Origin of the sequence: Peribacillus sp. NJ4 (genome assembly GCF_030348345.1) — a bacterium.
In the GTDB taxonomy this organism is placed as follows: domain Bacteria; phylum Bacillota; class Bacilli; order Bacillales; family DSM-1321; genus Peribacillus.
Map to the genome: position 1 here is coordinate 2,093,432 of NZ_JAUCFQ010000001.1, position 23,588 is coordinate 2,117,019.

The following is a 23,588-nucleotide window of genomic DNA, read 5'->3' on the forward strand; positions in this document are numbered from 1 at the left end:
GAGCTGGGACAGTATGGAAAGAATATCATTAATTACCACAGGTGGGACTATCGCCAGTAAAGAAACCGCGAATGGTATGTTGGCCTCTGGTGCATTGACTGGCCATGAGTTGGCATCACTTTGCGACTTGCCAAATGATATCGAGGTTAAAGTGGTTGATCTTTTTCAGATTTCAAGCATGTCCATGTCCTTTGAGAAAATGCAACAGCTTAAATTGGCCATTCATAAGGAATTTGAGGACCCGGAAGTTACGGGAATTGTCGTGACCCACGGTACGGATACACTGGAGGAAACGGCTTATTTCCTTGATGTCACGAATAAGGATCCACGTCCAATCGTATTAACCGGATCCCAACGGTCACCTCAAGAGGTAGGAACCGATGTATATTCCAATCTAAGGAATTCGATATTATGCGCTGCAAGTGATCTAATTAGGGATGTTGGCGTAGTTGTCGTTTTTAATGAGCGGATCTATTCAGCAAAGTATGTTAAAAAAGTGCATGCTTCCAATTTGCAGGGATTCGAATCTTTTGGTTATGGATATTTGGGGATAATTGATAATGATGTCGTCAGCATCTATCAAAAACCTTTACATAGGGAATGTTATGATATTCGGAATCGCATCCCAAGAGTGGATATCATCAAGTGCCACACAGGCGCTGATGGCCTCTTTATTGATGCTGCGGTTGCCAACGGTGCGAAAGGCATCGTGCTCGAAGGTGTAGGAAGGGGACAGGTTACTCCACAAATGGTGACTTCCATACAAAATGCAATCGATAATGGCGTAACGATCATCATGGCTACTAGTGCAGAAGAAGGAAAAGTTTACCCAGCTTATGATTATGAAGGCAGCGCATTTGATTTAAAACAACGTGGCGTGATATTAGGTGCTGATTATGACTGCAAGAAGGCTAGAATTAAGTTAGCTGTCGTGCTGGCAAGCGAAAACTCTATAGATGAAACTTTCTTTAAGTACTGACGGATTAAATAATTGTTGGAAGACTTGATTCTTGGATTCAGTTTTTCTTCATTCCATGGTACGATTAAGGAAAAGAAGAGGAAAAGAGGGTCAGCTAATGCTGGTCATGTTGTCAGCGGCCATTGCGCCAGGATTGGCGCTACTGAGCTATTTCTATTTGAAAGATCAATATGAAACCGAACCGATATCGGTTGTGGTCAAAACATTCTTATTCGGTGTCTTTCTTGTTTTGCCGATAATGTTCATACAGTATGTGCTCGAAACGGAACATATCTTGAATACCGATTTAGCTAATGCTTTTTTATGGGCTGCACTACTTGAAGAATTTTTCAAGTGGTTCATACTCATTTATGTTATTTATCAGCATGTGGCTTTCGATGAGCCATATGATGGGATTGTTTACGGAGCTGCAGTCTCCCTTGGATTCGCTACGATGGAAAATATTCTGTACCTGCTAGCCAACGGGGTTGAACATGCATTTCTAAGAGCCGTTCTCCCTGTATCCAGTCACGCTTTGTTCGGTGTGATCATGGGGTATTATTTGGGCAAGGCGAAATTTTCAGCTTCGAATAATAAGTTCTTTCTATTATTGGCATTGATCATACCAATTTCGTTACATGGGGTTTATGACTATATTTTGGTTTCTCAAAAATTTTGGGTGTACTTCATTATGCCATTTATGATTTACCTATGGTGGTTAGGCATGAAAAAAGTAAAAAAAGCACGATTGTTGTCTGACTTTCATGCCGAAAAACTTTCCCAAGACCATTTCCTTAGCAAATGACGAATACTACCAAAACGGAGTGCTGGCATATTTTGCCCGCTCCGTTTTTTTTATGGGTTGGAATAAAAAAGACAGTTAAGAAGAAAATAGAATTACATTAATTCAAGAAAAAGAGGAGTGTTTTTGATGAAAGGAATTTCGTCAAAATGGAAATGGCTGTTGCTGTTTTCGTGTATTACTATTTGTTTCGGAATTTACCCGGAAGCAAGAACAAATGCCTTTTCGAGCCAAGTCATTCAAAAAGGTGCGGTTGGCGATGATGTAATTGAACTGCAGGCACGCTTACAAAACATCGGATACTATAATGGAAAGATTGATGGAGCCTATGGATGGGGCACTTATTGGGCACTTCGAAACTTTCAACAAGATTTCGGGCTTCCAATCGATGGCTTTGCAGGGACTTCAACAAAACAGAAGTTGGCGAATGCATCTAATTTCAATAAGAAATTTGTTCACGAACAGATCAATAAAGGGAACGAGTTCACCTATTATGGGGGTGTACCCATTGAAAACCAGGTGAAAGTGAAAGGGAATGGATCCAAGTCTGGTGGAGGCACACCTGGAAAAGCCCCTTCCAAAACAGCGACATCAGCCAATCTTCCAGGAGGATATTCTCAAAACGATATTCAGCTGATGGCCAATGCCGTTTATGGGGAGGCGCGAGGGGAGCCGTATACAGGTCAGGTTGCCGTTGCGGCTGTAATACTGAATAGGGTGGAAAGTGCAGCTTTTCCGAATACCATTTCGGGCGTGATTTTTGAACCTGGAGCCTTTACGGCTGTTGCGGATGGACAGATTTGGCTGACACCAAACGAAAGGGCAAAGGAAGCCGTGGTGGATGCCATCAATGGTTGGGATCCAACCGGTAATGCAGAATATTATTTTAATCCCGATACGGCAACAAGCAAATGGATCTGGTCAAGAGAACAAATTAAAAGAATCGGAAAACATATCTTTTGTAAGTAAAGAGGTGAAGGAAAATGATCAGGAATATAGTGATTGCCCTGCTTGTTGTAGTTGTTGCAGGAACTGCATTCTGGGGCTATCAAGAACATAAGGAAAAAAATGCTGTACTAATCAACGCGGAAAATACGTATCAGCGAGCCTTTCATGATTTAAGCTATCAAGTAGATTTATTGCACGATAAGGTCGGCAGTACTTTGGCTATGAATTCACGTTATTCATTAAGTCCAGCATTAACAGATGTTTGGCGTATCACTTCAGAAGCCCAAAGTGATGTCGGGCAGTTGCCATTGACCTTGCTTCCTTTTAATAAGACAGAAGAATTTTTATCGAAAATTGCGGACTTCAGTTATAAAACGGCTGTACGTGACCTTGAAAAAGAACCATTGAATGATCAGGAATATTCGACTTTACAATCCTTGTACACACAGGCAGGGGACATCCAGGACGAGTTAAGAAAAGTGCAGTATCTAGTCCTTAAAAACAATTTAAGATGGATGGATGTCCAAATGGCACTTGCATCAGGAAAAGAAAATTCGGATAACACGATCATCGACGGATTAAAAACGGTAGAGAAAAAAGTATCTGGGTATGGGGAAACGAATGAGATGAATCCGACTTTTACTTCTGCACAACAGAGGGATGAAAACTTCAAAAATTTGCAAGGTGAAACCATTTCAAAAGAAGAAGCAATTGAGATAGCAAAAAGCTATGCCCATTCAAAAAGCAGAAATTTGAAGGTGAATGTTGAAGAAAATGGCAAAGGTTCCGATTATGGATTTTACAGTGTGAGCATCCTTGATAAAGAATCCGATATCGAAATGAATATGGATTTGACAAAAAAAGGCGGTTACCCTATTTGGTATATCAATAATAGGGATGTGAACAAAACAACCATTGATTTGAATCAAGCCTATACAAAAGCCGAAGAATTTTTAAAGGAACATGATTTTAGTTCACTTGAATTATTTGAAAGTGCTCAGTACGATAATATCGCATTACTGAATTTCGTGACATCTGAAAATGGAGTCAAGATTTATCCTGATTCAGTCAAGGTTAAAATTGCATTGGATGACGGATCCGTTATAGGGTTTTCAGCCGACGAGTATTTAAAATCACATAAAACCAGGGAAATAGGGAATCCGAAAATATCCGAGAAAGAAGCTAAGGACAAAATCAACGCGAATGTGAAAATAATGGATGAAGGAAAGGCGTTAATCACCAATGATATTGGTGAAGAAGTTCTTTGTTATGAATTCCTTGGTACGATTAAAGATGATACGTACCGCATTTTCATTAATGCAGACACCGGTCAAGAAGAAAAGGTGGAAAAATTAAAGAATTCCGAACCGGTATATGAAAATTTAATTTAAACTGCTAAGAAGATTCATACACAGTGGGGAAATGTGCCTAGCACTTTCCCTTTTTTATTTCATGACATAATAACTTAAATGATTTATGGATTATATGGGAAGATTCATCGGTAATATTGTGAATTTCCTTCATACAAGGACGTGGACCTCGATGTTTAAAATTGGTGATATTTTAATGCTCGAACAGAAATACTCTTCCCAGAAAGAAAAGTTCAAAAGTATGGTTGTCGATGCGGGACCGGGTTGTGTCTATACGGATTTTCCCATCAATTTAGAGACAGGAAAAATTGCATTCCTGATGGATGGGGCACAGTTGAACGTCACATTTTCCAATGAGACTTATTTTTGAAAAGCAGATGGACTTAAAGAAAAAAGGCTTGTATGTATGACATGATTGAATGAAAAACAGTGATTCCATCCATACTGCTAATATAAACAGTATGGAAGGTGCGGATTATGAAAACATTTGAAAGACTATTAATTAAAGTGATCATCATCCAATTGGTCTGCTTATTTTTTTTCCAGTTCCTTTTGAGCAGGGAGGATCAAATTTTTGATTTGACCAAGCTCTCGAGATACGAAGGTGTCACTAGCAATAATTATACGAAAATCATTGAAACTTTCAATGGGACCTCAAAGTGAAAGCGGTGATCCGCTTTTTTTGTATGAAGATTTTTCGATAAAGGATAATTTTGATGGCTGTATAAAACGAAAGTTGAACAAAGGTGATTTTAAACGAACACATCCCTTTTATTAATGATTTTCCTGCTAGTTGTGATAAAATGAAAGGGTACTAAATAATCAGCATGATTGTATGATTCTTGGGAGGATTTATGGAAAAAAAATTATCAGTTGCAATCGATGGACCAGCTGCTGCTGGGAAAAGCACGGTTGCTAAAATTGTTGCAGAAAAGTTCAATTACATATATGTGGATACAGGTGCTATGTACAGGGCCCTTACCTATAAGGCCCTTAATCAAAAGATTCGCCTGAATGATGAACAAGCATTATCTGAAGTTCTCATCAATACAGAAATCGAATTAAGACCAAGTGAAAATGGGCAGTTGGTGTTCGTTGATAATGAGGACGTGACAGCCCAAATCAGGAACAATGAAGTGACCGGTTCTGTTTCGGAAGTGGCAAAGCACAGGAGCATCCGGGAAGAAATGGTGCGCAGGCAGCAAATCTTTGGTGAAAATGGCGGAGTCGTCATGGATGGCAGGGATATCGGTACGCATGTCTTACCAAACGCCGAGGTAAAGGTATTTCTTATCGCTTCTGTAGATGAAAGGGCACAGCGGAGGCATCAGGAAAATATTTTGAAAGGTTTTCCATCCGATATTGAAAAATTAAGGGAGGAAATTGCTACTAGGGACAAGCTGGACTCTGAACGCGAGGTATCGCCCCTGAAGAAGGCAGCGGATGCTATCGAAATTGATACGACTTCATTATCGATTCAAGAAGTTGCAGAAAGTATCATGTCTTTAATAGAAGAGAGGAAAAGATGACATTGGATTTTTACACATTTGCCAAGAACGTCGTAAAAGGCGTTTTAATGCCTTCGTTTAGGGTTAAAACGCTCGGAAAGGAACATTTCCCTAAAGAGGGCGGAGTATTGATCTGTGCCAATCACATTGATAATTTGGATCCGCCTATAGTTGGCATAACTTCACCAAGGGATATTCATTTCATGGCGAAAGAAGAGTTGTTTCATGCACCGGTTTTAAAGGGTATATTACCAAGAGTAAATGCATTTCCGGTGAAGCGGGGCAATAGCGATCGCGAATCTCTTAGAAAAGGGTTAAAGATTTTGAAGGAAGGCAAGGTGATTGGACTGTTTCCCGAGGGTACCAGAAGTAAGACAGGTGAATTGGGAGAAGGTTTGGCGGGTGCTGGATTTTTCGCGCTGAGATCTGATGCCGTGATCATACCGTGTGCGATCATCGGCCCATATAAATTTTTGCGTCCGTTGAAGGTCGTATACGGCCCTCCAATAAATTTTACCGAATATCGGGAACGGAAAATATCAGCTGATGAAGCTACCAAAATCATCATGGACCAAATTGGGAAATTGATTTCCGAACATAAATAGTCCTTCATACTTGACAATTTTCTGATTTTGTTAGAATTTATAAAATAGGGGTATTGTTCCTTATTGGGGATGAAAAGGAATATAACCTTATAACTCTAAAGAAAACTGTTTTTATCTTTATTAGGAAAGTGTTTTTATTGAACCACTTTAAATAAAATATGTGGCCGATGAAGAGGAAGTTAGCTGATCAGTCATGGGTTAAGGAGGAGTTAGTAATGACAGAAGATATGAACCAGGTAGAAGTGAACAATTACAAAGTTGGGGATCAAGTTAAAGCAACCGTTTCAAAGGTGGAAGAAAAACAGGTCATTGTCGATGTGGAAAACAGTAAGACTAATGGGATCATTCCTATAAGTGAGCTTTCAAGCCTTCATGTCGAAAAGGCGTCAGATGCCGTTTCGGAAGGTGATGTATTGGAGCTGGAAGTCATTAAAGTTGAAGAAGAAGCTCTCATTCTATCAAAACGTAAAATTGACGCTCTGAAAGCATGGGATGACCTGGAATTGAAATTTGAGAACGGAGACGTTTTTGAGGCCGAAGTTAAAGATGTCGTCAAAGGCGGGCTTGTTGTAGATCTAGGCGTACGTGGATTTGTTCCAGCTTCTCTTGTAGAAGACTATTTCGTTGAAGACTTTTCTGATTACAAAAACAAAACTTTAACATTCAAGATCGTTGAGCTTGAGAAAGACAAGAATCGCTTGATCCTCTCACATCGGGCAGTCGTTCAAGACCAAAAGGAAAAACAAAAAGCAAACGTTTTGGATAAAATCGAAAGCGGGCAAGTGCTTGAGGGCGTGGTCCAAAGGATTACCGATTTTGGTGCATTCGTGGATATTGGAGGCGTAGACGGTCTTGTCCACATTTCCCAGCTTTCCCATCAGCATGTCGAAAAAGCATCCGATGTCGTTTCAGAAGGCGATAAGGTGCAGGTGAAAGTCCTATCCATTGATCGTGATAATGAAAGGATTTCACTTTCCATTAAGGATACTCTTCCGGGACCATGGGCAGGCGTTGCCGAAAAAGCGGCAAAAGGCTCTACACAAGAGGGAATCGTTAAACGCCTTGTTTCTTTCGGAGCATTCGTGGAGATTTTCCCAGGGGTAGAAGGGCTTGTCCATATTTCACAGATTTCGCACAAGCATATTGCCACACCACAAGAAGTACTTAAAGAAGGCCAGTCAGTCGAAGTGAAAGTCCTGGATGTCAATGAAACGGATCAACGTCTATCATTGAGCATTAAAGAACTTGAAGAGCCACAATCCAATTACAACACATCAGATTATGAGCTTCCTGAAGAAACGAAAGGCTTTCAGCTAGGTGAAATGATCGGTGATCAATTGAAAAAACTAAAATAAGATAATAATGGTGATGGCCTTGGAGAGAGAACAACGAAAGTTAGATCATATAGAATTTGCGCTAAAAACAGGTCAGCAGCATAAAACAGGATTAGAAGATATTTCGTTCATTCACCAAAGCTTACCAGGGATTTCCTTGAATAATGTGAACCTCACAGCAGAAGTTGGCGGACTTGAATTAAGTTCGCCGATTTTTATAAATGCCATGACTGGAGGCGGAGGCCCTGAAACCGAAAAATTGAATGGTGACCTTGCCATTGCAGCCCGGGAAACAGGAATCGCCATGGCGGTTGGATCACAAATGGCAGCCATCAAGGATTCTAGCCAGCAGGCCTCCTTTAAAGTGGTAAGGCAGGAAAATCCCGATGGGGTGTTGATTGGTAATCTCGGTGGTGAAGCAACAGTCGAACAGGCAAAGCGAGCTAGCGAAATGATCGGGGCTAATGCACTGCAGATTCATATTAACGTCATTCAGGAATTGACGATGCCTGAAGGGGATAGGAATTTTGCGGGTACCCTTTCGAGAATAGAGAAAATTAACAGAACTATCGGAATTCCTGTCATCGTGAAAGAGGTTGGGTTTGGGATGAGTATGGAAACGGTGCAGCAGTTACATTCCGTGGGTGTTTCGATCATTGATGTAGGTGGGTTTGGCGGAACGAATTTTGCTAAAGTCGAGAATGAAAGACGAGCGAAGATACTCGAGTATTTTAATGAATGGGGAATACCGACAGCTGCTTCGATAGTCGAAGCTGTTAATGTCTCACCTCAGCTGTCAGTCATTGGATCGGGTGGGATTCAAAGCCCCTTGGAAATTACAAAAAGCCTGGCCTTAGGAGCGAAAGGTGTCGGGTTAGCCGGACATTTCCTCAAGCTGCATAAAGAGTTGGGCCTGGTACAACTGATTAAAGAAATAAACTACATACATGAAGATTTAAAGATCATCATGACTGCACTCGGGTGCTGTAATATTTCAGAGCTAAGGAAATCCAAAATAGTCATCAAAGGCAATACCTATCATTGGTTATCTCAAAGAGGTATTGATTGTTCGGCATATGCTAAATGAATGACCACAAAAAGAAGCATCTCGATTGAAACAATTGAGATGCTTCTTTTTGTTGGGGATAGACTTAACTATTCCTTCTTCTTGCCTCTTCAGGACTTTCCATGCTTGTTGCCCCTTTTTTATCCAATGATTGGTCCCTGTCGGACTCCACCCGTTTACTTTCTTTCAATTTCTTCTCTTGCCGATCTTTGCCCATGTTTACACCTCCTTCTTTAGTTGATAGTGGGAAGGTTTTATGCATAAATATTTGCAGTTCCACATTAAATGCCGGGCTTACGTTTATACTTTGAATAAACAAGCCATAATGTTTCCTAAAAGGGGGACGATGCATGGATGGAATTTTGTTTTATTGGATGTCATGGATAGTTTGGGTCATTGTCATGTATTTTATTCCAAAAACGGTTCCCTTTCGTTTTGATTTTCTTTTTCATCTATTGGCCGTAATGGTATTGGCGGGGTATAAACTGGAATTTTCCCTGGTTTCCGTGCATTTGAGCGGTCCATATCTTTTCTTTATACTGTGTGTGTATATTAGGAAGCAATCAATCCTCAAGATAATGGAACTGATCAGCGGCAGTCTTATCATCACTCTCGCTTATGCCAGTTTTCAACTTTTTTCTTTGCTTGATCCGATATGGCTCATCATGAAACCCTCTTATCTTTTGTGTATTTTCCTGAATTATCTAATCCTTTTGCTTTTTAAAAATTGGAAACATCGATTGTTCGTCCTTTTAAATGGCTTGATAATGGGTGATATCATATATTCCGGATTGCTTGTTTATCACTCTTTGCCCCATGTGGGCCTTGCATACGCATGGCATGATAATGCAGTGCTGATATTGGGCGCAAACATACTATGGAGAATGTTGGAGCTTTTTGGCCAATACATTTATTTATCATCCCAATCGAGATTTTTATCAAAACAAGGAAAAGAGAATTTTAATCAATGAAGAGTATGGTGGAAAATTAAGGAAAATAAGCAAAGGGTGTTATCCCTTTATCCAAAAGGCAGCAGTTAAAATGGAATCAATTGGAATTGGAAGGCTTTAATGCATACAATCATTGTTGATTGGCGAGAAATTTGTTACTATAGGATAGTTAGAGGTCTGTAGATAAATCGTAAAATGCTCTAAACAATTAAAAAGGAAGCAGTATGCCGAAAGCTTTCTTCATTTTTTTGGGCTGTTTATAATCACGTTTTAGCATGCTGAGGGTTCGGCTTCACGTCACCTGAGGAACTGGGTAGTAAAGTGGACAAACTGCCTGTTAATACTTGATACGTTTAACTGAACATCAGTAGGATTACTGATGAAAGTTTCCCTTATATGATGATGGATACAGCCTTTTCCTTTAAAAGGAAAAAATGAAAATCAATAATGCAAAGCAACTGTAAAAAATGCATTCATGAATTTCGTGACTTTGACAGAGATATAGTAGCAGAAAGGGTGAATAGCAATGCCAAAACCGGTAATTGCGATAGTCGGTCGTCCGAACGTAGGAAAATCGACAATCTTTAATAGAATAGTGGGAGAACGGGTTTCGATTGTCGAAGACGTTCCTGGAGTAACACGGGACAGGATTTATAGTTCAGGTGAATGGTTGACACATGATTTTAACATTATTGATACAGGTGGAATTGATATCGGTGACGAGCCGTTCCTTGAACAAATTCGCCAGCAGGCTGAAATTGCCATCGACGAAGCGGATGTGATCATTTTTATGACGAATGGTCGTGAAGGTGTAACGGCTGCTGATGAAGAGGTCGCTAAAATTCTCTTTAAATCGAGAAAGCCAGTTGTCCTTGCAGTCAACAAAGTCGATAACCCAGAAATGAGAGAACAAATCTATGATTTCTATGCGTTAGGTTTTGGCGATCCATTCCCGATTTCCGGGTCTCATGGACTTGGCCTTGGTGACCTTCTGGATGAAGCGGCCAAACACTTCCCTAAATTCAGCGGTCAGGATTATGCTGATGATGTCATTAAATTCAGTTTGATCGGAAGACCGAACGTAGGTAAATCATCCCTGGTCAATGCGTTGTTAGGTGAAGATCGAGTCATCGTAAGTGATATTGAAGGAACGACTCGCGATGCGATCGACTCTCCTTATAAATATAATGGCAAAGAATATGTCATTATTGATACAGCTGGGATGCGGAAAAAAGGGAAAGTGTATGAAAGTACGGAAAAATATAGCGTACTTCGTGCATTAAGGGCAATTGAACGTTCAGACGTTGTTCTTGTGGTCCTTAACGCTGAAGAAGGTATTCGTGAGCAGGATAAAAAAATTGCCGGATATGCCCATGAAGCGGGTAGAGCGGTCATCATCGTCGTCAATAAGTGGGATGCCATCGAGAAAGATGAAAAAACGATGAAGGATTTTGAAGAAAAAATCCGTGCCCATTTCCTATTCTTGGATTATGCGCCAATCATTTATCTTTCTGCCTTAACTAAAAAACGGACACATACCTTAATTCCAGTCATTGATCAGGCTAGTGAGAATCATGCTATCCGTGTTCAGACAAATGTATTGAATGAAGTGGTCATGGATGCCGTGGCGATGAATCCGACACCGACTCATAATGGCAACCGTTTGAAAATTTATTATACGACTCAGGTAGCGATCAAGCCGCCTACTTTCGTTGTATTCGTTAACGATCCTGAGTTATTGCATTTCTCATATGAGAGATTTTTAGAAAATCGAATTAGGGATGCCTTTGGTTTTGAAGGAACACCAATACGGATTTTTGGACGTCAGAGAAAATAGTAAAGGTGGTTTTACAATGGTGAAAGCAAAAGAAAGCATCGCAGTGATTGGTGCAGGTAGCTGGGGAACTGCTTTAGCGATGGTAATAGCAGATAACCAGCATGAAGTGAGATTATGGGGACATAATCAGAAACAAATTGATGAAATCAATCAAAATCATACGAATGAAAAATATTTGCCTGGAATTGAATTGCCTTTGGGGATTCAAGGGTATTCTTCCATTGAGGAAGCGTTGGTCGGGATTGAAATAATAATCTTGGCTGTGCCGACTAAAGCCTACCGGGAAGTGCTGGGTCAGATTAAAGAGGCTCATAATAAACCATTGACAATCGTTCATGTGAGTAAGGGGATTGAACCTGATTCCCTGCTTCGTATTTCGGAAATGATTGAAGAAGTATCTTCGGCGGATTGGCTTAAAGATATAGTGGTTCTTTCAGGACCGAGCCATGCAGAAGAAGTCAGTCTTCGTCACCCGACAACAGTTGCCGTTTCTTCAAAGAATATGAAAGCTGCCGAAAAGGTTCAGGACATCTTTATCAACAATAATTTCCGTGTGTATACAAATCCGGACTTGATTGGCGTTGAAATCGGAGGGGCATTAAAGAACATCATTGCCTTAGCTGCCGGCATTACGGATGGGTTAGGTTATGGTGATAATGCCAAGGCTGCCTTAATAACACGTGGATTGGCTGAAATTTCCCGTCTAGGGGTGGCCATGGGAGCTAACCCACTTACTTTTTCCGGATTAGCTGGAATAGGTGATTTGATCGTCACTTGTACAAGCGTTCACTCCCGAAATTGGAGAGCTGGGAATATGCTTGGTAAAGGGCAAAAGCTTGAAGAAGTATTGGAAAACATGGGTATGGTCGTCGAAGGTGTCAGAACGACTAAAGCCGCCTATCAATTAGCTCAGAAGTACGAAGTGAATATGCCGATTACTGAAGCCCTGTACGATGTCTTATTCAATGGGGAAGAAGTGAAAAAGGCAGTTGACCTTTTAATGAATCGTTCAAAAACGAATGAAATGGAAGAACTTTTTAACATATTGGATAGCAGACAGCAGGATTAACCTCGAATCTGTTGATTTTAATAAAAGAATTTCATTAAATTAGGCATTCGATGATGCGCCTTGCCATGTATCAGCATACAATGCAACGAAAGTAAACTAGTAATTTGACCTCGGCACGGGGGGATTTAGTCAAATGAGCGGAAGATATCTTGATATCTTCTGCTTTTTTTTATGGGCAAAAATCAGCGGTTCTCTTTTAGCTAACTTTAAGGGTTATGAATAATTGAATAGGTTATTCAAATTTGCATCAAATATTCTCCTTATTTCCTTATTTTTTGTTGAATTTCGACTATTTTTTTTGGTATGAAAATTGCGAAGTGTAATATGACCAATAAAATTATAAGGAATTCCAGAAAAGTTGGTTAACTTTTCTGCTTAAATGGGAAGGGGAATGATACATGCAAACAGGTCAATTGAAAAGATCTTTAAACTTATGGCATATCGTATTGCTTGGTGTTGGATATATGACGCCGATGGTTGTTTTTGATACATTCGGGATAGTTTCCGAAAAAACGGGGGGGCATGTGCCAACCGCTTATGTCATCGCTCTTTTAGCGATGTTATTTACAGCAGCCAGTTATGGGAAAATGGTGAAAATTTATCCGCAGGCAGGTTCAGCCTATACTTATACACAAAAAACGATCAATCCGCATTTAGGCTTCCTTGTCGGATGGTCATCGATGCTTGATTACTTATTTTTACCGATGGTGAACGCCATTTTAACAAAAATATACTTAACAGCACTTTTTCCGGAAGTATACCCGTGGATATGGGTGGTGGCATTTGTCCTTTTAATGACAGGCATTAACTTATTCAATGTTAATTTTGCTGCCAACTTTAATAGCTTTCTTGTTTTTTTTCAAATGTTGGTCATCATTATTTTTGTGGCACTTGTCGTTAAAGGGGTCATGAGTGGAGAAGGAACAGGAGAGGTCTTATCGGTTCAGCCATTCATCGGGCCTCATATTGAAATGTCGACGCTCATAACAGGTGCTACAATCCTTTGTTTTTCATTTCTGGGGTTTGACGCTGTCACTACATTATCGGAAGAAACACCAAATCCAACCAAAACGGTTCCCCGGGCCATCTTTTTGACTGCCCTTATCGGAGGGGTTTTATTTGTGACGGCTTCATTCTTTACACAGTTATTTTTCCCGGATGTTTCCCGTTTTAGCGATCCTGAAGCGGCTTCCCCGGAAATTGCCCTCTTCGTGGGCGGGAAGTTATTTCAAGCCTTCTTTCTTGCAGGAACTTTATCCGGTACTCTTGCCTCCGGTCTTGCATCTCACGCTAGTGTTTCCAGGTTGTTATATGTCATGGGGCGTGACCAAGTGATCCCGAAAAAACCATTTGGGTTTGTTCACCCCAAATACAACACGCCATTCTTTAATGTCATATTCGTCGGGGTCATTTCAATGGTTGCCTTATTCCTTGATTTGGTTACGGCTGCTTCCCTCATAAACTTTGGGGCTTTAATTGCTTTTACTTTCGTGAATATTTGTGTAATCGTCCATGCAATTAGAAACAAAAGTTTCCTTACGATTAAGGGATTTCTTACAACTATTCTGTCCCCGGTTATTGGTGCGGCATCGGTTTTCATCCTTTGGCTTAATCTCGATATGAGTTCATTGATTCTAGGAGTTGTCTGGGCGGTTATTGGAATTGGTTATCTTCTGTACCGGACAAAATGGTTTACGGACTCCCCTCCGCTATTTCATTTTGAAGAAGCCCAGTGAATCCAAGCTATTCACGAAACGAAGGATGTTGTTATATATTGCTGATTACGTACAGTTACGGACAGATGGCAAAGGTCATTTGATAGGGCCGGTTCGGCATATGCTTACACGAAAAAGTCGATTAATCCAAATGATACTAAAGGATTATTTATTCATTTCAATGGTTAATTACTTGTTATTCAGCTTTTCTTTTCAGCAGCTTTTGCTTCTGTACCAGCCTATGCATGGGTGTTGAGTTTACTGATTATTGTGACGGTTATCAATTTTGTTGATGAAAAAGGCTACGAAAGCAAGGCTTCCCATACGATGTCTCCTTGCTTTCCATTGCCATATTCGCCACTTTTTCTATCCGTGACGGGGAAGGAACGGGAACTATTTGGAGTTTTCATTCTTTTAATAATCCAAATGAGTCATTTTCTTACATCGTGCAGGTGTGGCACTCCTGTTTTCTCGTTTCCCGGCTTTGATTCGGCAATGCCATTTACTGAGGAAACGGCTGATTATATCCTGAACTTAGAAAAGGTGAACGGTCGAAAAAAGTTTAAGATGATCTGGTTTTAGGTCAAAAGGGTCCCTTAAAGGACCCTTTTGTTGTGGGTTGGATAAAGGTAAAATCTGGATATATGTAAGGGTGCATATTATTTTTTATCTTGCAATTCAGAATTATGTTAAAATAGGTTAGGTTACAAAAGGAGAGTGAAACTGTGTTATCTATTCCGGATGATAAAATTAGACCATTCATAACTATAACAATTGATCAGCCAACATTTTCAGAGCAAAAAATTGATGAGATACAGGAACCTTTCTTCTTTCTTATGAAGGAAAATCAAGTATTTGCGTATATCCGCATGGATGACCTCCCGTTAAATGAAAAAATAACGACAGTCGATCAGCTTTTACAGTATGCTTTTTCGATCGATAATGTCTGTAAATTAACTCCTAACATATCCTTGCCGCTTCTGTTTCAAATTATTGGTGAACCTATCGTACTGATAAAAACGGATGATGGCCTGCTTACCGGTTATGTAAAAAGGGAAGATGTGTTAGCTGAATTATTCAAGCAGGACAGCAAACAAAATTTAGACCTGCTAAATGTTATTTTAACTTCGATTCCTATGGGGATTTTTGTGGCTGATAAAGAAAAAAATATCGTGAACTTCAATGAATCAGGCTTGAAGATGATAAAAAAGCCTTCTGAACAAGTCCTAAATGAGCCTGCTGCGAACATCTTCAATAAGCAGCATATACATAGCGTGTTTGCCAGTGGGAGCAGTATTCTTAATCAGCTGGAGATCACTGATGTCATGAGTGTGCTTGTCGATTATAGCCCGATTCTAAACCATGAAAAAGAAGTCGAAGGGCTGATCATCATCGTTCAGGATTTACCGATGGTTGAGGAAATGGCCATGGAAATAGAATTGATAAAAAGCTCGAATAAAGACTTGAATGCCATTTTAGCGAATATCTATGATGAAATACTTGTAGTCAATCAAAAAGGGGAGCTGCTGCGCTATAGTGACAGCATCATCTCAGGATTCTGGGGGAAGGATTTAAAAGATTATATCGGGAAGAATCTCTTGCAACTAGAAGATGAAGGGATTTTTAATCCTTCGGTCACCCGATTGGTCCTTGAACAAAAAAAGAAAGTATCGATTGTCCAAGATACGAAAATGAATAAGAAAGTCCTTTCCGTCGGAACTCCTGTATTCAATGAAAAAGGGGATATAGATCGTATAGTCATTGCTTCAAGGGATATAACGGAAACGACACAATTGAAATCGGAATTAAATGAAATGAGGAAAGAACTGGACTCATTCAAAAAACAAGATCAATTTTATAAAGAGTTGATTTTTGCCAGTCCTAAAATGGAGCAGATAATCAGCCAAGTCAAGAAAATCGCTCATTTTTCATCTACTGTTTTAATCAACGGGGAGTCAGGGGTAGGTAAAGAAGTGATAGCCGAAGCCATTCATAAAATGGGTAGGCGGTCCAAGCAACCTTTCCTGAAGATAAATTGCGGGGCGATTCCGGAAAACCTCCTCGAAAGTGAATTGTTTGGTTATACGAAGGGTTCATTTACAGGAGCTGATAAAAATGGGAAGGTAGGATACTTTCAACAGGCCAATAGAGGTGTTTTATTCCTTGATGAAGTGGGTGACATGCCTATTCATCTTCAAGTCAAGCTGCTGCGGGTCCTCCAGGAACAGGAAGTGATCCCGATAGGCAGTACTACACCTATCTCCATTGACGTTCAAATTGTTGCGGCCACGAATAAGAGTCTGGAAAAAATGGTCGAGATGGGGACGTTCAGAGAAGATTTATTCTATCGATTGAACGTCATTCCCATTCATGTGCCTCCTTTAAGGGAAAGGCCGGAGGATATACCGCCGCTAGCCTTTCATTTTCTGCAAAAACTGAATGAAAGGTATCAGCGGAATTACCACTTTTCCCCCGATGCCTTAAATATACTGGAAGTCTATACATGGCCGGGGAACATTCGTGAATTGCAGAACATGATTGAAAGATTGGTTGTTTCTGCTGATGAAGAGATGATCGATGCTGACTTCATTCAAAGGTTCATTCCGGTCGGCAGTGACTTTAAACAAACGAAACCCATCATTACCAGAATCCTTCCTTTACAGGAAGCGCAGGATCATGTCGAAGAGCAATTGATCATGCTTGCCATGAAACAGTATAAAACTACGACCAAAGCGGCAAAGGCTCTGGGGATAAGTCAATCGTCAGTGAGCAGGAAGTATCAAAAAGTTTTAGCTGAACAGAGTAAGAGAATCGAAAAAAATGCATATTGAATATAAGCCGTTGTCGAGTGATGATAATCACTTGTCAGCGGCTTTTTTTAAGAAAAGAAAAAGCTTTTCAATGAATTTTCAAGGGTGATTATGCAATGGGAAATAGTAATATGCAAATTTGCATAGTTTAAGAGCGGTTTATTAAAAATAATGCGATTTTATTGGGAAATTATATTGGCACGGTTCTTGCTTGATTAGTAAGTATAAGAAAAAAGGGAGGTAATCATTAAAGTTTCATCAGAGGCGTTCTTCATTACAAATCCACTAAAGTTATAAAAAAGGAGATTTTAAAATGTCAATTAACGTAGAAAATAAAAATACTCAAGTCAACCAAACAGCAACCCAGGATTATATTAAAAAAGTGCTTCAATTAATCGAACAAAAGGAAATTTCAAAAGAAGATGCGCAGTGGATAACAAAAGAAACGGTCGAGAATTTCCGGAACCATGTAAACCCAGGGTTCTTGGAATATCGGAAGACGGTCACTAAAGACACACAATTCGCTGCGGTGGAGTGGTCTGATCAAGATTCCTGTTTTACGGATGTTAATGGAAAAAAATATATTGATTGTTTAGGTGGCTTTGGTATTTATAATGTTGGGCATCGTAACCCTAAAGTCGTTAAGGCCGTAACCGATCAATTGCAAAGACAAGCACTTCATAGCCAGGACTTACTTGATCCATTGCGTGCAATGCTTGCAAAAATCCTAGCCGATATCACGCCAGGGGATTTAAAATACTCATTCTTTACGAACAGCGGTACGGAGAGCGTGGAGGCTGCACTTAAGCTCGCTAAAATGTATAGTGATAAATACACGATTATTTCCACGACAAAATCATTCCATGGTAAAAGTCTTGGTTCCCTATCGGCAACGGCAAAGGGCATGTTCCGTAAACCGTTCATTCCACTGATTCCTGGTGTGCGTCATGTACCTTTCGGAGATGTGGATATGATGAGAAAAACGTTTGAAAGCTGTGCGTTGGTCGGTGAAGATGTTGCTGCTGTGCTGTTGGAGCCTATCCAGGGTGAAGGAGGGGTCATCCTCCCACCGCAAGATTATTTAAAGCAGGTTCGGGCATTATGTGATGAATATGATGCGTTATTGATATTGGATGAAGTTCAAACAGGAATGGGACGTACAGGTAAAATGTTCGCTTCTGAGCTTTATGATGTTGTTCCGGATATTATTTGTTTAGCGAAAGCATTTGGCGGCGGAGTAATGCCTGCAGGGGCTGTGGTAGCCAACGAAAAAGTGTTTAAAAGCTGGTTCGATAATCCATTCATGCACACTACGACATTTGGAGGGAATCCACTCGCGTGTGCTGCTGCCATCGCTACGATCGACGTCCTTTTGGAAGAAAAATTACCTCAGCGTGCTGCAGAAGTTGGAGAATACTTCCTAAATGGGTTAAAGGAAGTGGCTAACGAGCACAAAGATAAAGTATTGGAGATTCGCGGCCAAGGATTGATGATTGGTATCGAGTTCCATAAAGACGAAGTGGGTTATGAATTTTCAAAAGCCCTCTTTGATAAAGGCATCTTGGTGGCAGGTACGCTTATAAACTCCAAAACAATCAGGATTGAGCCGTCATTGACTATTCATTTGGATGAAGTGGATACAGTCATAAAAGCGTTTAAAGAGGTCTTGCCGACGCTTCAATCTTAATTTGAATAAGCAGAAAAACAGCCTTTGGGCTGTTTTTTTGTTGATTGGAGGGAGAAAGTATGGAAAATTCATTACATATTTCTCGTTATTTAACTGCACCTCAGAAATTTTTTTGCTAAAATTAGTCATGAAAACGAGAATTACACAGTTTGGACAATGATTTAATTCCTTTAACGTAATTTGGTATGTTATAATAATTTCTGGAAAAAGGAGTGATGAAGATATGACACCTGCTCTGCAAAAAATGTGGATATCCTTTATAGCTATGGGCTTTATGGTTATCTCTATATTTCTAATCTACTTAAGCCGTTATAAATTAAAAGGTTTTTGGAGAGGCTTGACAGCAATTATTGCATACATACTTATGATTCTAGCCGGCTTGATCATCCTTATCGTTGTTCTTAGCGGGCCAACCACTTGATAGGTGAGGAGAAATGATGAAGAATTTTTTCAAAATATTATGTTTATTATGCATCTCCGTATCATTATCTGGCTGTTTATATCCGGAGAAGCAAAAAATGCAAAACCAACTGCCTTATAAAGAGCAAATACAATCCGTCCAAAGTGCAGTCGATCAATTTCAGAAAGACGAAGGCGGCATACTTCCCATCGTTACAAAAGATGCAGAGACACCGATTTATCAAAAATATGTCATAAAGTTTTCTAAGATCTCGCCGAGGTACATGGCTGAACCGCCGGACAATGCCTTTGAATCAGGAGGCGTCTTTCAATACATCCTCGTTAATGCCGAAAAGGATCCGACTGTAAAGCTGTTGGATGTCAGAATGGCACAGAAGATTCAGGATGTTTCCTTGAGATTGACTGCTTATCAGCAAAGCAATGGATACCCGCCATTTAAGGAAAGGTTATCCGATAATGTCTTTACGCTCGATTATGAAAAAATGGGCCTGAAGGAAGCTCCTACGGTCACGAGTCCATTTTCACAAAAAGACTTATATCTTGTAGTCGATGGCCAAGGTGATATTTTTGTTGACTATACCCCGGATTTACTTGAGGCATTAAAGAAGCATGATGGGGAAGTCAAGCCAGGTGAGGATATCCGGGACCTGCTAGTGCAGAGTTCGGAGTTCGTACCAGCCTATTCATTGCCATATACAATTGATGAAAAAACAAATAATCCAATATTTCTTGCAAAATAGGCATAACCCTTCTTCTACAAAATATATTGTAGGGGAAGGGTTATTTCTTTATCTTTATTTCATCTTACTTTTAAAATAACAACCCTTATATAAAATTTCTGGTGGAGGAAGGGAATGAACCAGGGAAATAATTGGAATAAATTTTTAGGACAACATCATAGATATATAGTGTCCTAAATAAAAGCAAATGGATAAACGAAATCCCAAAACTCTAATTCGGGAGGGGATACCTTGGAAAAGGTAGATATTTTTAAAGATATAGCTGAACGGACCGGTGGCGATATTTATTTGGGGGTGGTCGGTGCCGTCAGGACTGGGAAATCCACATTTATTAAAAAATTCATGGAGTTAGTCGTTATTCCGAATATCCCTTCAGAGGCCGACCGTGCAAGGGCACAAGATGAATTGCCTCAAAGTGCTGCTGGAAAGACTATCATGACGACAGAACCAAAATTCGTACCCAATCAGGCAGCATCGATTCAGGTAGCTGAAGGGCTCGAAGTTAACATTCGTTTAGTCGATTGTGTCGGTTATACAATACCAGGGGCTAAAGGGTATGAAGATGAGAATGGTCCCCGCATGATTCACACGCCTTGGTATGAAGAGCCGATTCCGTTCAATGAAGCGGCTGAAATAGGTACTCGCAAAGTAATTCAGGATCATTCAACATTAGGTGTAGTCGTTACGACGGATGGGTCAATAGGGGAAATTCCTCGTAGTGATTATTTAGAGGCCGAGGAAAGGGTTGTTGAAGAATTGAAGGAGGTTGGCAAGCCATTTATCATGATTGTCAATTCCGTTCAGCCTCACCACCCAAATACGGTAGCATTGAAGGAATCCTTGCAGGAAAAGTATGATATCCCTGTATTGGCCATGAGTGTCGAAGGAATGCGGGAATCGGATGTTTACAGCGTACTCCGTGAGGCCCTTTACGAATTCCCGGTTCTCGAAGTCAATGTGAATCTCCCAAGCTGGGTAATGGTTCTGCGAGAAGATCATTGGTTAAGGGAAAGTTACCAGGAAGCGGTTAAAGAGACCGTTAAGGACATTAAACGCCTGAGGGACGTAGATCGTGTTGTCGGTCATTTTAATGAATTCGAGTTCATTGACCGTGCCGCGCTTGCAGGCATTGAGATGGGGCAGGGTGTTGCGGAAATCGACCTGTACGCCCCTGATGAACTCTATGATGATATTCTGAAGGAAATAGTCGGTGTGGAGATTCGGGGCAAGGATCATCTGTTATCTTTGATGCAGGACTTTGCTTATGCCAAAGCAGAATATGATCAGGTGGCAGATGCACTGAGAATGGTCAAACAAACCGGATATGGTGTCGCAGCACCTTCCCTTAACGATATGAGTCTTGATGAACCGGAAATCATCCGTCAGGGAGCCAGGTTCGGTGTAAGGCTAAAAGCTGTTGCTCCTTCCATCCACATGATCAAGGTCGATGTCGAATCCGAATTCTCGCCAATCATCGGGACGGAAAAGCAAAGTGAAGAATTGGTCCGGTATCTGATGCAGGATTTCGAAGACAATCCACTTTCCATTTGGAACTCTGATATTTTTGGCAGGAGCCTAAGTTCCTATGTAAGGGAAGGCATACAGGTGAAATTAGCGATGATGCCAGACAATGCGCGCTATAAATTGAAAGAGACACTCGAGAGAATTATTAATGAGGGCAGTGGGGGATTGATTGCCATCATCTTATAAAACGTTTTAAAGCTGGACCAATTCCTTCAATGGATTGGTCTTTTTGCATTCAATGGACGAAAGTATCCCAAGAAAAATACCCCTTTATGAAGGCTAATATTTGAGAAAACCTGTTATTTTTTAGTATAATCTTGAAAAAACCCTGTGGTTAAGCGATTTTCAGTAATATAATAAGTTTAATTTCTATAAAAAAGGGAAATGATGAATAGCGAAAGACAAAATTTATAATATATACAATTATTAATGAAAAGATTCCCATTATTTTTTGAATTCCCTTGCTAAGCCAATAGGATTTGTGATAATCTACATACAGAAAACGCGTTATAACAGCGATTTCAACCTATTTTCAAATTTTCGGATGCATTATTTGGAAATTAATTCGGCTTGGTAATCCTTGATTTCCATGGAATGAATTTTTTTGGACCGAAACTAATATCAAATCACTATTATAGTGTTGTAATAATGATTTTTTATAAAGAATCCTTTTGGGAGGAGGTGAATGGCATGAACAAAACAGAATTGATTAATGAAGTTGTTACAGCAACTGAAATTTCTAAGAAAGACGCTACAAAAGCTGTTGATGCTGTTTTTGATACAATCTTAGAAGCTCTAAAAAACGGTGATAAAGTCCAATTGATTGGTTTTGGTAACTTTGAAGTTCGTGAACGTGCGGCTCGTAAAGGCCGTAACCCACAAACTGGTGACGAAATTGAAATTGCAGCTAGCAAAGTGCCAGCTTTCAAACCTGGTAAAGCACTGAAAGATGCAGTGAAGTAATTCTACCATTACATACGGGTGCTTAACCGAAAAGGGCCGCGTGAAAACGCGGCCCTTTTTTTGCTTCTTAATTTCTATCTGTGATAATATAAAAGACAGTGAATATTTCAGAAACGCTGTAAATGGCAAATCCGTCAAAAGCCATGACAAAAAAGCCGATTCCGAGGAAACTGCCTTTCAAGAGCGTCATTGCAAGTGGGAATGGGTGGCCTTGATAATAGGAAATATGGATGTCAGGGTGTAATGCCTTGAATTTTATTCTGAATACATAATATTAATGATTTTTTAGGAGGTACTATAAATGGCTAATGTTGATCATGCCAAAATAGAAGAAGCGGTTAAAATGCTTCTTGAGGCTGTAGGGGAAGACCCAACGAGGGAAGGATTGCTGGATACTCCTGGCCGTGTAGCCAGAATGTATGAAGAAATTTTTTCTGGACTTAATCAGGATCCAAAAGAGTATTTCGATACTGTTTTTGGAGAGGACCATGAAGAACTGGTACTTGTAAAGGATATTCCGTTTTACTCAGTCTGTGAACATCATTTAGTCCCTTTTTACGGAAAAGCCCATGTAGCATATATCCCGAAAAACGGAAAAGTAACGGGGTTAAGTAAATTGGCACGGGCGGTTGAGGCTGTATCGAAGCGTCCGCAACTTCAAGAGCGGATAACTTCGACAGTTGCTGACTCGATAATGGAAAAGCTTGAGCCTCATGGTGTAATGGTTGTAGTGGAGGCTGAACATATGTGCATGACCATGCGAGGTGTAAAAAAACCCGGATCTAAAACAGTGACTTCAGCTGTAAGGGGAACGTTTGCGAAGGATCACCGCACTAGAGCGGAAGTGCTGGCATTCATAAAAGACTAAGGACATGGGGGCAGGAAAAAAATGAATGAAAAAAAGATTCTGAATGATTTTGTCGTAATCAAAGCCATTGAGGATAGTGTGAATGTCATCGGGTTAACAAGAGGTACGGACACCAAGTTTCATCACTCCGAAAAACTTGACTCAGGAGAGGTGATGATCGCACAATTCACAGAGCATACCTCGGCGATTAAAATCAGGGGCCATGCAAAAGTTTATACTCCATTCGGGGAGATAGAAAGTGATTCTAAAAAGAATTCACTTGACAAATGATAGCTCCAATTTAATTGGTTAAATATAAATCAATCATCTGATATCGCGTTTAACAAGCCGTAAATTTCCCGCATCCATTTTCTTGAAGAGCAAATGATGAAGGTTTCCTTATTTTTGGAAGTTTCATTTTATAAACGTTGTCCA

At 40.2% G+C, this 23,588-nt stretch carries 24 protein-coding genes; 23 read left to right on the top strand and 1 reads right to left on the bottom strand.

The genetic code is table 11. The features are described 5' to 3' along the window. Positions 1–13: 13 nt before the first annotated feature. The 10 genes from QUF94_RS10545 (at position 14) to fni (ending at position 8,612) form a co-directional block, all read left to right on the top strand. Positions 14–979 carry an asparaginase gene (locus QUF94_RS10545; RefSeq protein ID WP_289315806.1) on the top strand — a complete coding sequence of 322 codons (966 nt, stop codon included), beginning with the start codon at positions 14–16 and terminating at the stop codon, positions 977–979. Between the two features lie 97 nt (positions 980–1,076). Further along, positions 1,077–1,763, top strand: a complete 687-nt coding sequence (prsW, locus tag QUF94_RS10550) for a glutamic-type intramembrane protease PrsW (protein ID WP_289315807.1) — start codon at positions 1,077–1,079, stop codon at positions 1,761–1,763. Positions 1,764–1,898: 135 nt separating this feature from the next. Next, positions 1,899–2,729 carry a spore cortex-lytic enzyme gene (gene sleB, locus QUF94_RS10555; RefSeq protein ID WP_421157106.1) on the top strand — a complete coding sequence of 277 codons (831 nt, stop codon included), beginning with the start codon at positions 1,899–1,901 and terminating at the stop codon, positions 2,727–2,729. 14 nt (positions 2,730–2,743) lie between these two features. Beyond that, the gene (gene ypeB, locus QUF94_RS10560; RefSeq protein ID WP_289315809.1) at positions 2,744–4,099 is read left to right on the top strand and encodes a germination protein YpeB; all 1,356 of its coding nucleotides are present in this window, start codon (positions 2,744–2,746) and stop codon (positions 4,097–4,099) included. A gap of 151 nt (positions 4,100–4,250) precedes the next feature. Beyond that, on the top strand, positions 4,251–4,448 hold the full coding sequence (locus QUF94_RS10565) for a flagellar brake domain-containing protein (RefSeq protein ID WP_289315810.1): 198 nt from the start codon (positions 4,251–4,253) through the stop codon (positions 4,446–4,448). 107 nt (positions 4,449–4,555) lie between these two features. Next, positions 4,556–4,741: a YpfB family protein gene (locus tag QUF94_RS10570; protein ID WP_289315811.1), complete on the top strand. Its 186-nt coding sequence runs from the start codon at positions 4,556–4,558 to the stop codon at positions 4,739–4,741. Between the two features lie 191 nt (positions 4,742–4,932). Beyond that, a complete protein-coding gene (cmk, locus tag QUF94_RS10575; RefSeq protein ID WP_289315812.1) occupies positions 4,933–5,607 on the top strand; it encodes a (d)CMP kinase in 675 nt (224 codons plus the stop codon). Continuing rightward, entirely contained in the window at positions 5,604–6,191 is a 588-nt protein-coding gene (locus QUF94_RS10580) for a lysophospholipid acyltransferase family protein (protein WP_289315813.1), read from the top strand. The genes cmk and QUF94_RS10580 overlap by 4 nt, the downstream gene beginning before the upstream one ends. Positions 6,192–6,406: 215 nt before the next feature. Further along, on the top strand, positions 6,407–7,546 hold the full coding sequence (rpsA, locus tag QUF94_RS10585) for a 30S ribosomal protein S1 (RefSeq protein WP_289315814.1): 1,140 nt from the start codon (positions 6,407–6,409) through the stop codon (positions 7,544–7,546). 19 nt (positions 7,547–7,565) lie between these two features. Next, positions 7,566–8,612: a type 2 isopentenyl-diphosphate Delta-isomerase gene (gene fni, locus QUF94_RS10590; RefSeq protein ID WP_289315815.1), complete on the top strand. Its 1,047-nt coding sequence runs from the start codon at positions 7,566–7,568 to the stop codon at positions 8,610–8,612. A 64-nt stretch (positions 8,613–8,676) separates the two neighbouring features. Here the strand turns inward: fni and QUF94_RS10595 are convergent, their stop codons facing one another. Beyond that, positions 8,677–8,808: a YpzI family protein gene (locus QUF94_RS10595; RefSeq protein WP_289315816.1), complete on the bottom strand. Its 132-nt coding sequence runs from the start codon at positions 8,806–8,808 to the stop codon at positions 8,677–8,679. A gap of 133 nt (positions 8,809–8,941) precedes the next feature. Between QUF94_RS10595 and QUF94_RS10600 the strand changes: the two genes are divergently transcribed. The 13 genes from QUF94_RS10600 (at position 8,942) to mtrB (ending at position 23,444) form a co-directional block, all read left to right on the top strand. Continuing rightward, complete coding sequence (locus QUF94_RS10600; RefSeq protein ID WP_289315817.1) at positions 8,942–9,562, top strand: YphA family membrane protein; 621 nt, start codon at positions 8,942–8,944, stop codon at positions 9,560–9,562. Positions 9,563–10,067: 505 nt separating this feature from the next. Further along, entirely contained in the window at positions 10,068–11,378 is a 1,311-nt protein-coding gene (gene der / locus QUF94_RS10605) for a ribosome biogenesis GTPase Der (protein ID WP_289315818.1), read from the top strand. Positions 11,379–11,394: 16 nt separating this feature from the next. After that, complete coding sequence (locus QUF94_RS10610; RefSeq protein ID WP_289315819.1) at positions 11,395–12,447, top strand: NAD(P)H-dependent glycerol-3-phosphate dehydrogenase; 1,053 nt, start codon at positions 11,395–11,397, stop codon at positions 12,445–12,447. Between the two features lie 398 nt (positions 12,448–12,845). Then, positions 12,846–14,183, top strand: coding sequence for an APC family permease (locus QUF94_RS10615; protein ID WP_289315820.1), 1,338 nt, complete (start codon positions 12,846–12,848; stop codon positions 14,181–14,183). Between the two features lie 231 nt (positions 14,184–14,414). Further along, positions 14,415–14,744: a hypothetical protein gene (locus QUF94_RS10620; protein WP_289315821.1), complete on the top strand. Its 330-nt coding sequence runs from the start codon at positions 14,415–14,417 to the stop codon at positions 14,742–14,744. A gap of 143 nt (positions 14,745–14,887) precedes the next feature. Continuing rightward, positions 14,888–16,993 (top strand): sigma 54-interacting transcriptional regulator, encoded by a 2,106-nt coding sequence (locus QUF94_RS10625; protein ID WP_289315822.1) that lies wholly within the window; start codon positions 14,888–14,890, stop codon positions 16,991–16,993. Positions 16,994–17,285: 292 nt separating this feature from the next. Then, positions 17,286–18,659, top strand: a complete 1,374-nt coding sequence (locus QUF94_RS10630) for a putrescine aminotransferase (RefSeq protein ID WP_289315823.1) — start codon at positions 17,286–17,288, stop codon at positions 18,657–18,659. Between the two features lie 223 nt (positions 18,660–18,882). Next, positions 18,883–19,080 (top strand): DUF2768 domain-containing protein, encoded by a 198-nt coding sequence (locus tag QUF94_RS10635; protein WP_284470311.1) that lies wholly within the window; start codon positions 18,883–18,885, stop codon positions 19,078–19,080. A 13-nt stretch (positions 19,081–19,093) separates the two neighbouring features. Continuing rightward, positions 19,094–19,819 carry a hypothetical protein gene (locus QUF94_RS10640; RefSeq protein WP_289315824.1) on the top strand — a complete coding sequence of 242 codons (726 nt, stop codon included), beginning with the start codon at positions 19,094–19,096 and terminating at the stop codon, positions 19,817–19,819. A 231-nt stretch (positions 19,820–20,050) separates the two neighbouring features. Then, positions 20,051–21,529, top strand: coding sequence for a stage IV sporulation protein A (gene spoIVA, locus QUF94_RS10645; RefSeq protein WP_289315825.1), 1,479 nt, complete (start codon positions 20,051–20,053; stop codon positions 21,527–21,529). 504 nt (positions 21,530–22,033) lie between these two features. Next, on the top strand, positions 22,034–22,306 hold the full coding sequence (locus tag QUF94_RS10650; RefSeq protein ID WP_034308023.1) for an HU family DNA-binding protein: 273 nt from the start codon (positions 22,034–22,036) through the stop codon (positions 22,304–22,306). 301 nt (positions 22,307–22,607) lie between these two features. Continuing rightward, complete coding sequence (folE, locus tag QUF94_RS10655; RefSeq protein ID WP_285766234.1) at positions 22,608–23,174, top strand: GTP cyclohydrolase I FolE; 567 nt, start codon at positions 22,608–22,610, stop codon at positions 23,172–23,174. A gap of 21 nt (positions 23,175–23,195) precedes the next feature. After that, the gene (gene mtrB, locus QUF94_RS10660) at positions 23,196–23,444 is read left to right on the top strand and encodes a trp RNA-binding attenuation protein MtrB (RefSeq protein ID WP_283897147.1); all 249 of its coding nucleotides are present in this window, start codon (positions 23,196–23,198) and stop codon (positions 23,442–23,444) included. The last annotated feature ends 144 nt before the right edge of the window (positions 23,445–23,588 follow it).

Coding starts and splice junctions, on each gene's coding strand:
- QUF94_RS10630 (WP_289315823.1), top strand. CDS start 17,286: ATGTCAATTAACGTAGAAAATAAAAATACTCAAGTCAACCAAACAGCA.
- ypeB (WP_289315809.1), top strand. CDS start 2,744: ATGATCAGGAATATAGTGATTGCCCTGCTTGTTGTAGTTGTTGCAGGA.
- QUF94_RS10570 (WP_289315811.1), top strand. CDS start 4,556: ATGAAAACATTTGAAAGACTATTAATTAAAGTGATCATCATCCAATTG.
- rpsA (WP_289315814.1), top strand. CDS start 6,407: ATGACAGAAGATATGAACCAGGTAGAAGTGAACAATTACAAAGTTGGG.
- folE (WP_285766234.1), top strand. CDS start 22,608: ATGGCTAATGTTGATCATGCCAAAATAGAAGAAGCGGTTAAAATGCTT.
- prsW (WP_289315807.1), top strand. CDS start 1,077: ATGCTGGTCATGTTGTCAGCGGCCATTGCGCCAGGATTGGCGCTACTG.
- der (WP_289315818.1), top strand. CDS start 10,068: ATGCCAAAACCGGTAATTGCGATAGTCGGTCGTCCGAACGTAGGAAAA.
- QUF94_RS10580 (WP_289315813.1), top strand. CDS start 5,604: ATGACATTGGATTTTTACACATTTGCCAAGAACGTCGTAAAAGGCGTT.
- QUF94_RS10610 (WP_289315819.1), top strand. CDS start 11,395: ATGGTGAAAGCAAAAGAAAGCATCGCAGTGATTGGTGCAGGTAGCTGG.
- QUF94_RS10640 (WP_289315824.1), top strand. CDS start 19,094: ATGATGAAGAATTTTTTCAAAATATTATGTTTATTATGCATCTCCGTA.
- QUF94_RS10545 (WP_289315806.1), top strand. CDS start 14: ATGGAAAGAATATCATTAATTACCACAGGTGGGACTATCGCCAGTAAA.
- QUF94_RS10565 (WP_289315810.1), top strand. CDS start 4,251: ATGTTTAAAATTGGTGATATTTTAATGCTCGAACAGAAATACTCTTCC.
- mtrB (WP_283897147.1), top strand. CDS start 23,196: ATGAATGAAAAAAAGATTCTGAATGATTTTGTCGTAATCAAAGCCATT.
- QUF94_RS10635 (WP_284470311.1), top strand. CDS start 18,883: ATGACACCTGCTCTGCAAAAAATGTGGATATCCTTTATAGCTATGGGC.
- QUF94_RS10600 (WP_289315817.1), top strand. CDS start 8,942: ATGGATGGAATTTTGTTTTATTGGATGTCATGGATAGTTTGGGTCATT.
- QUF94_RS10650 (WP_034308023.1), top strand. CDS start 22,034: ATGAACAAAACAGAATTGATTAATGAAGTTGTTACAGCAACTGAAATT.
- cmk (WP_289315812.1), top strand. CDS start 4,933: ATGGAAAAAAAATTATCAGTTGCAATCGATGGACCAGCTGCTGCTGGG.
- QUF94_RS10595 (WP_289315816.1), bottom strand. CDS start 8,808: ATGGGCAAAGATCGGCAAGAGAAGAAATTGAAAGAAAGTAAACGGGTG.
- QUF94_RS10615 (WP_289315820.1), top strand. CDS start 12,846: ATGCAAACAGGTCAATTGAAAAGATCTTTAAACTTATGGCATATCGTA.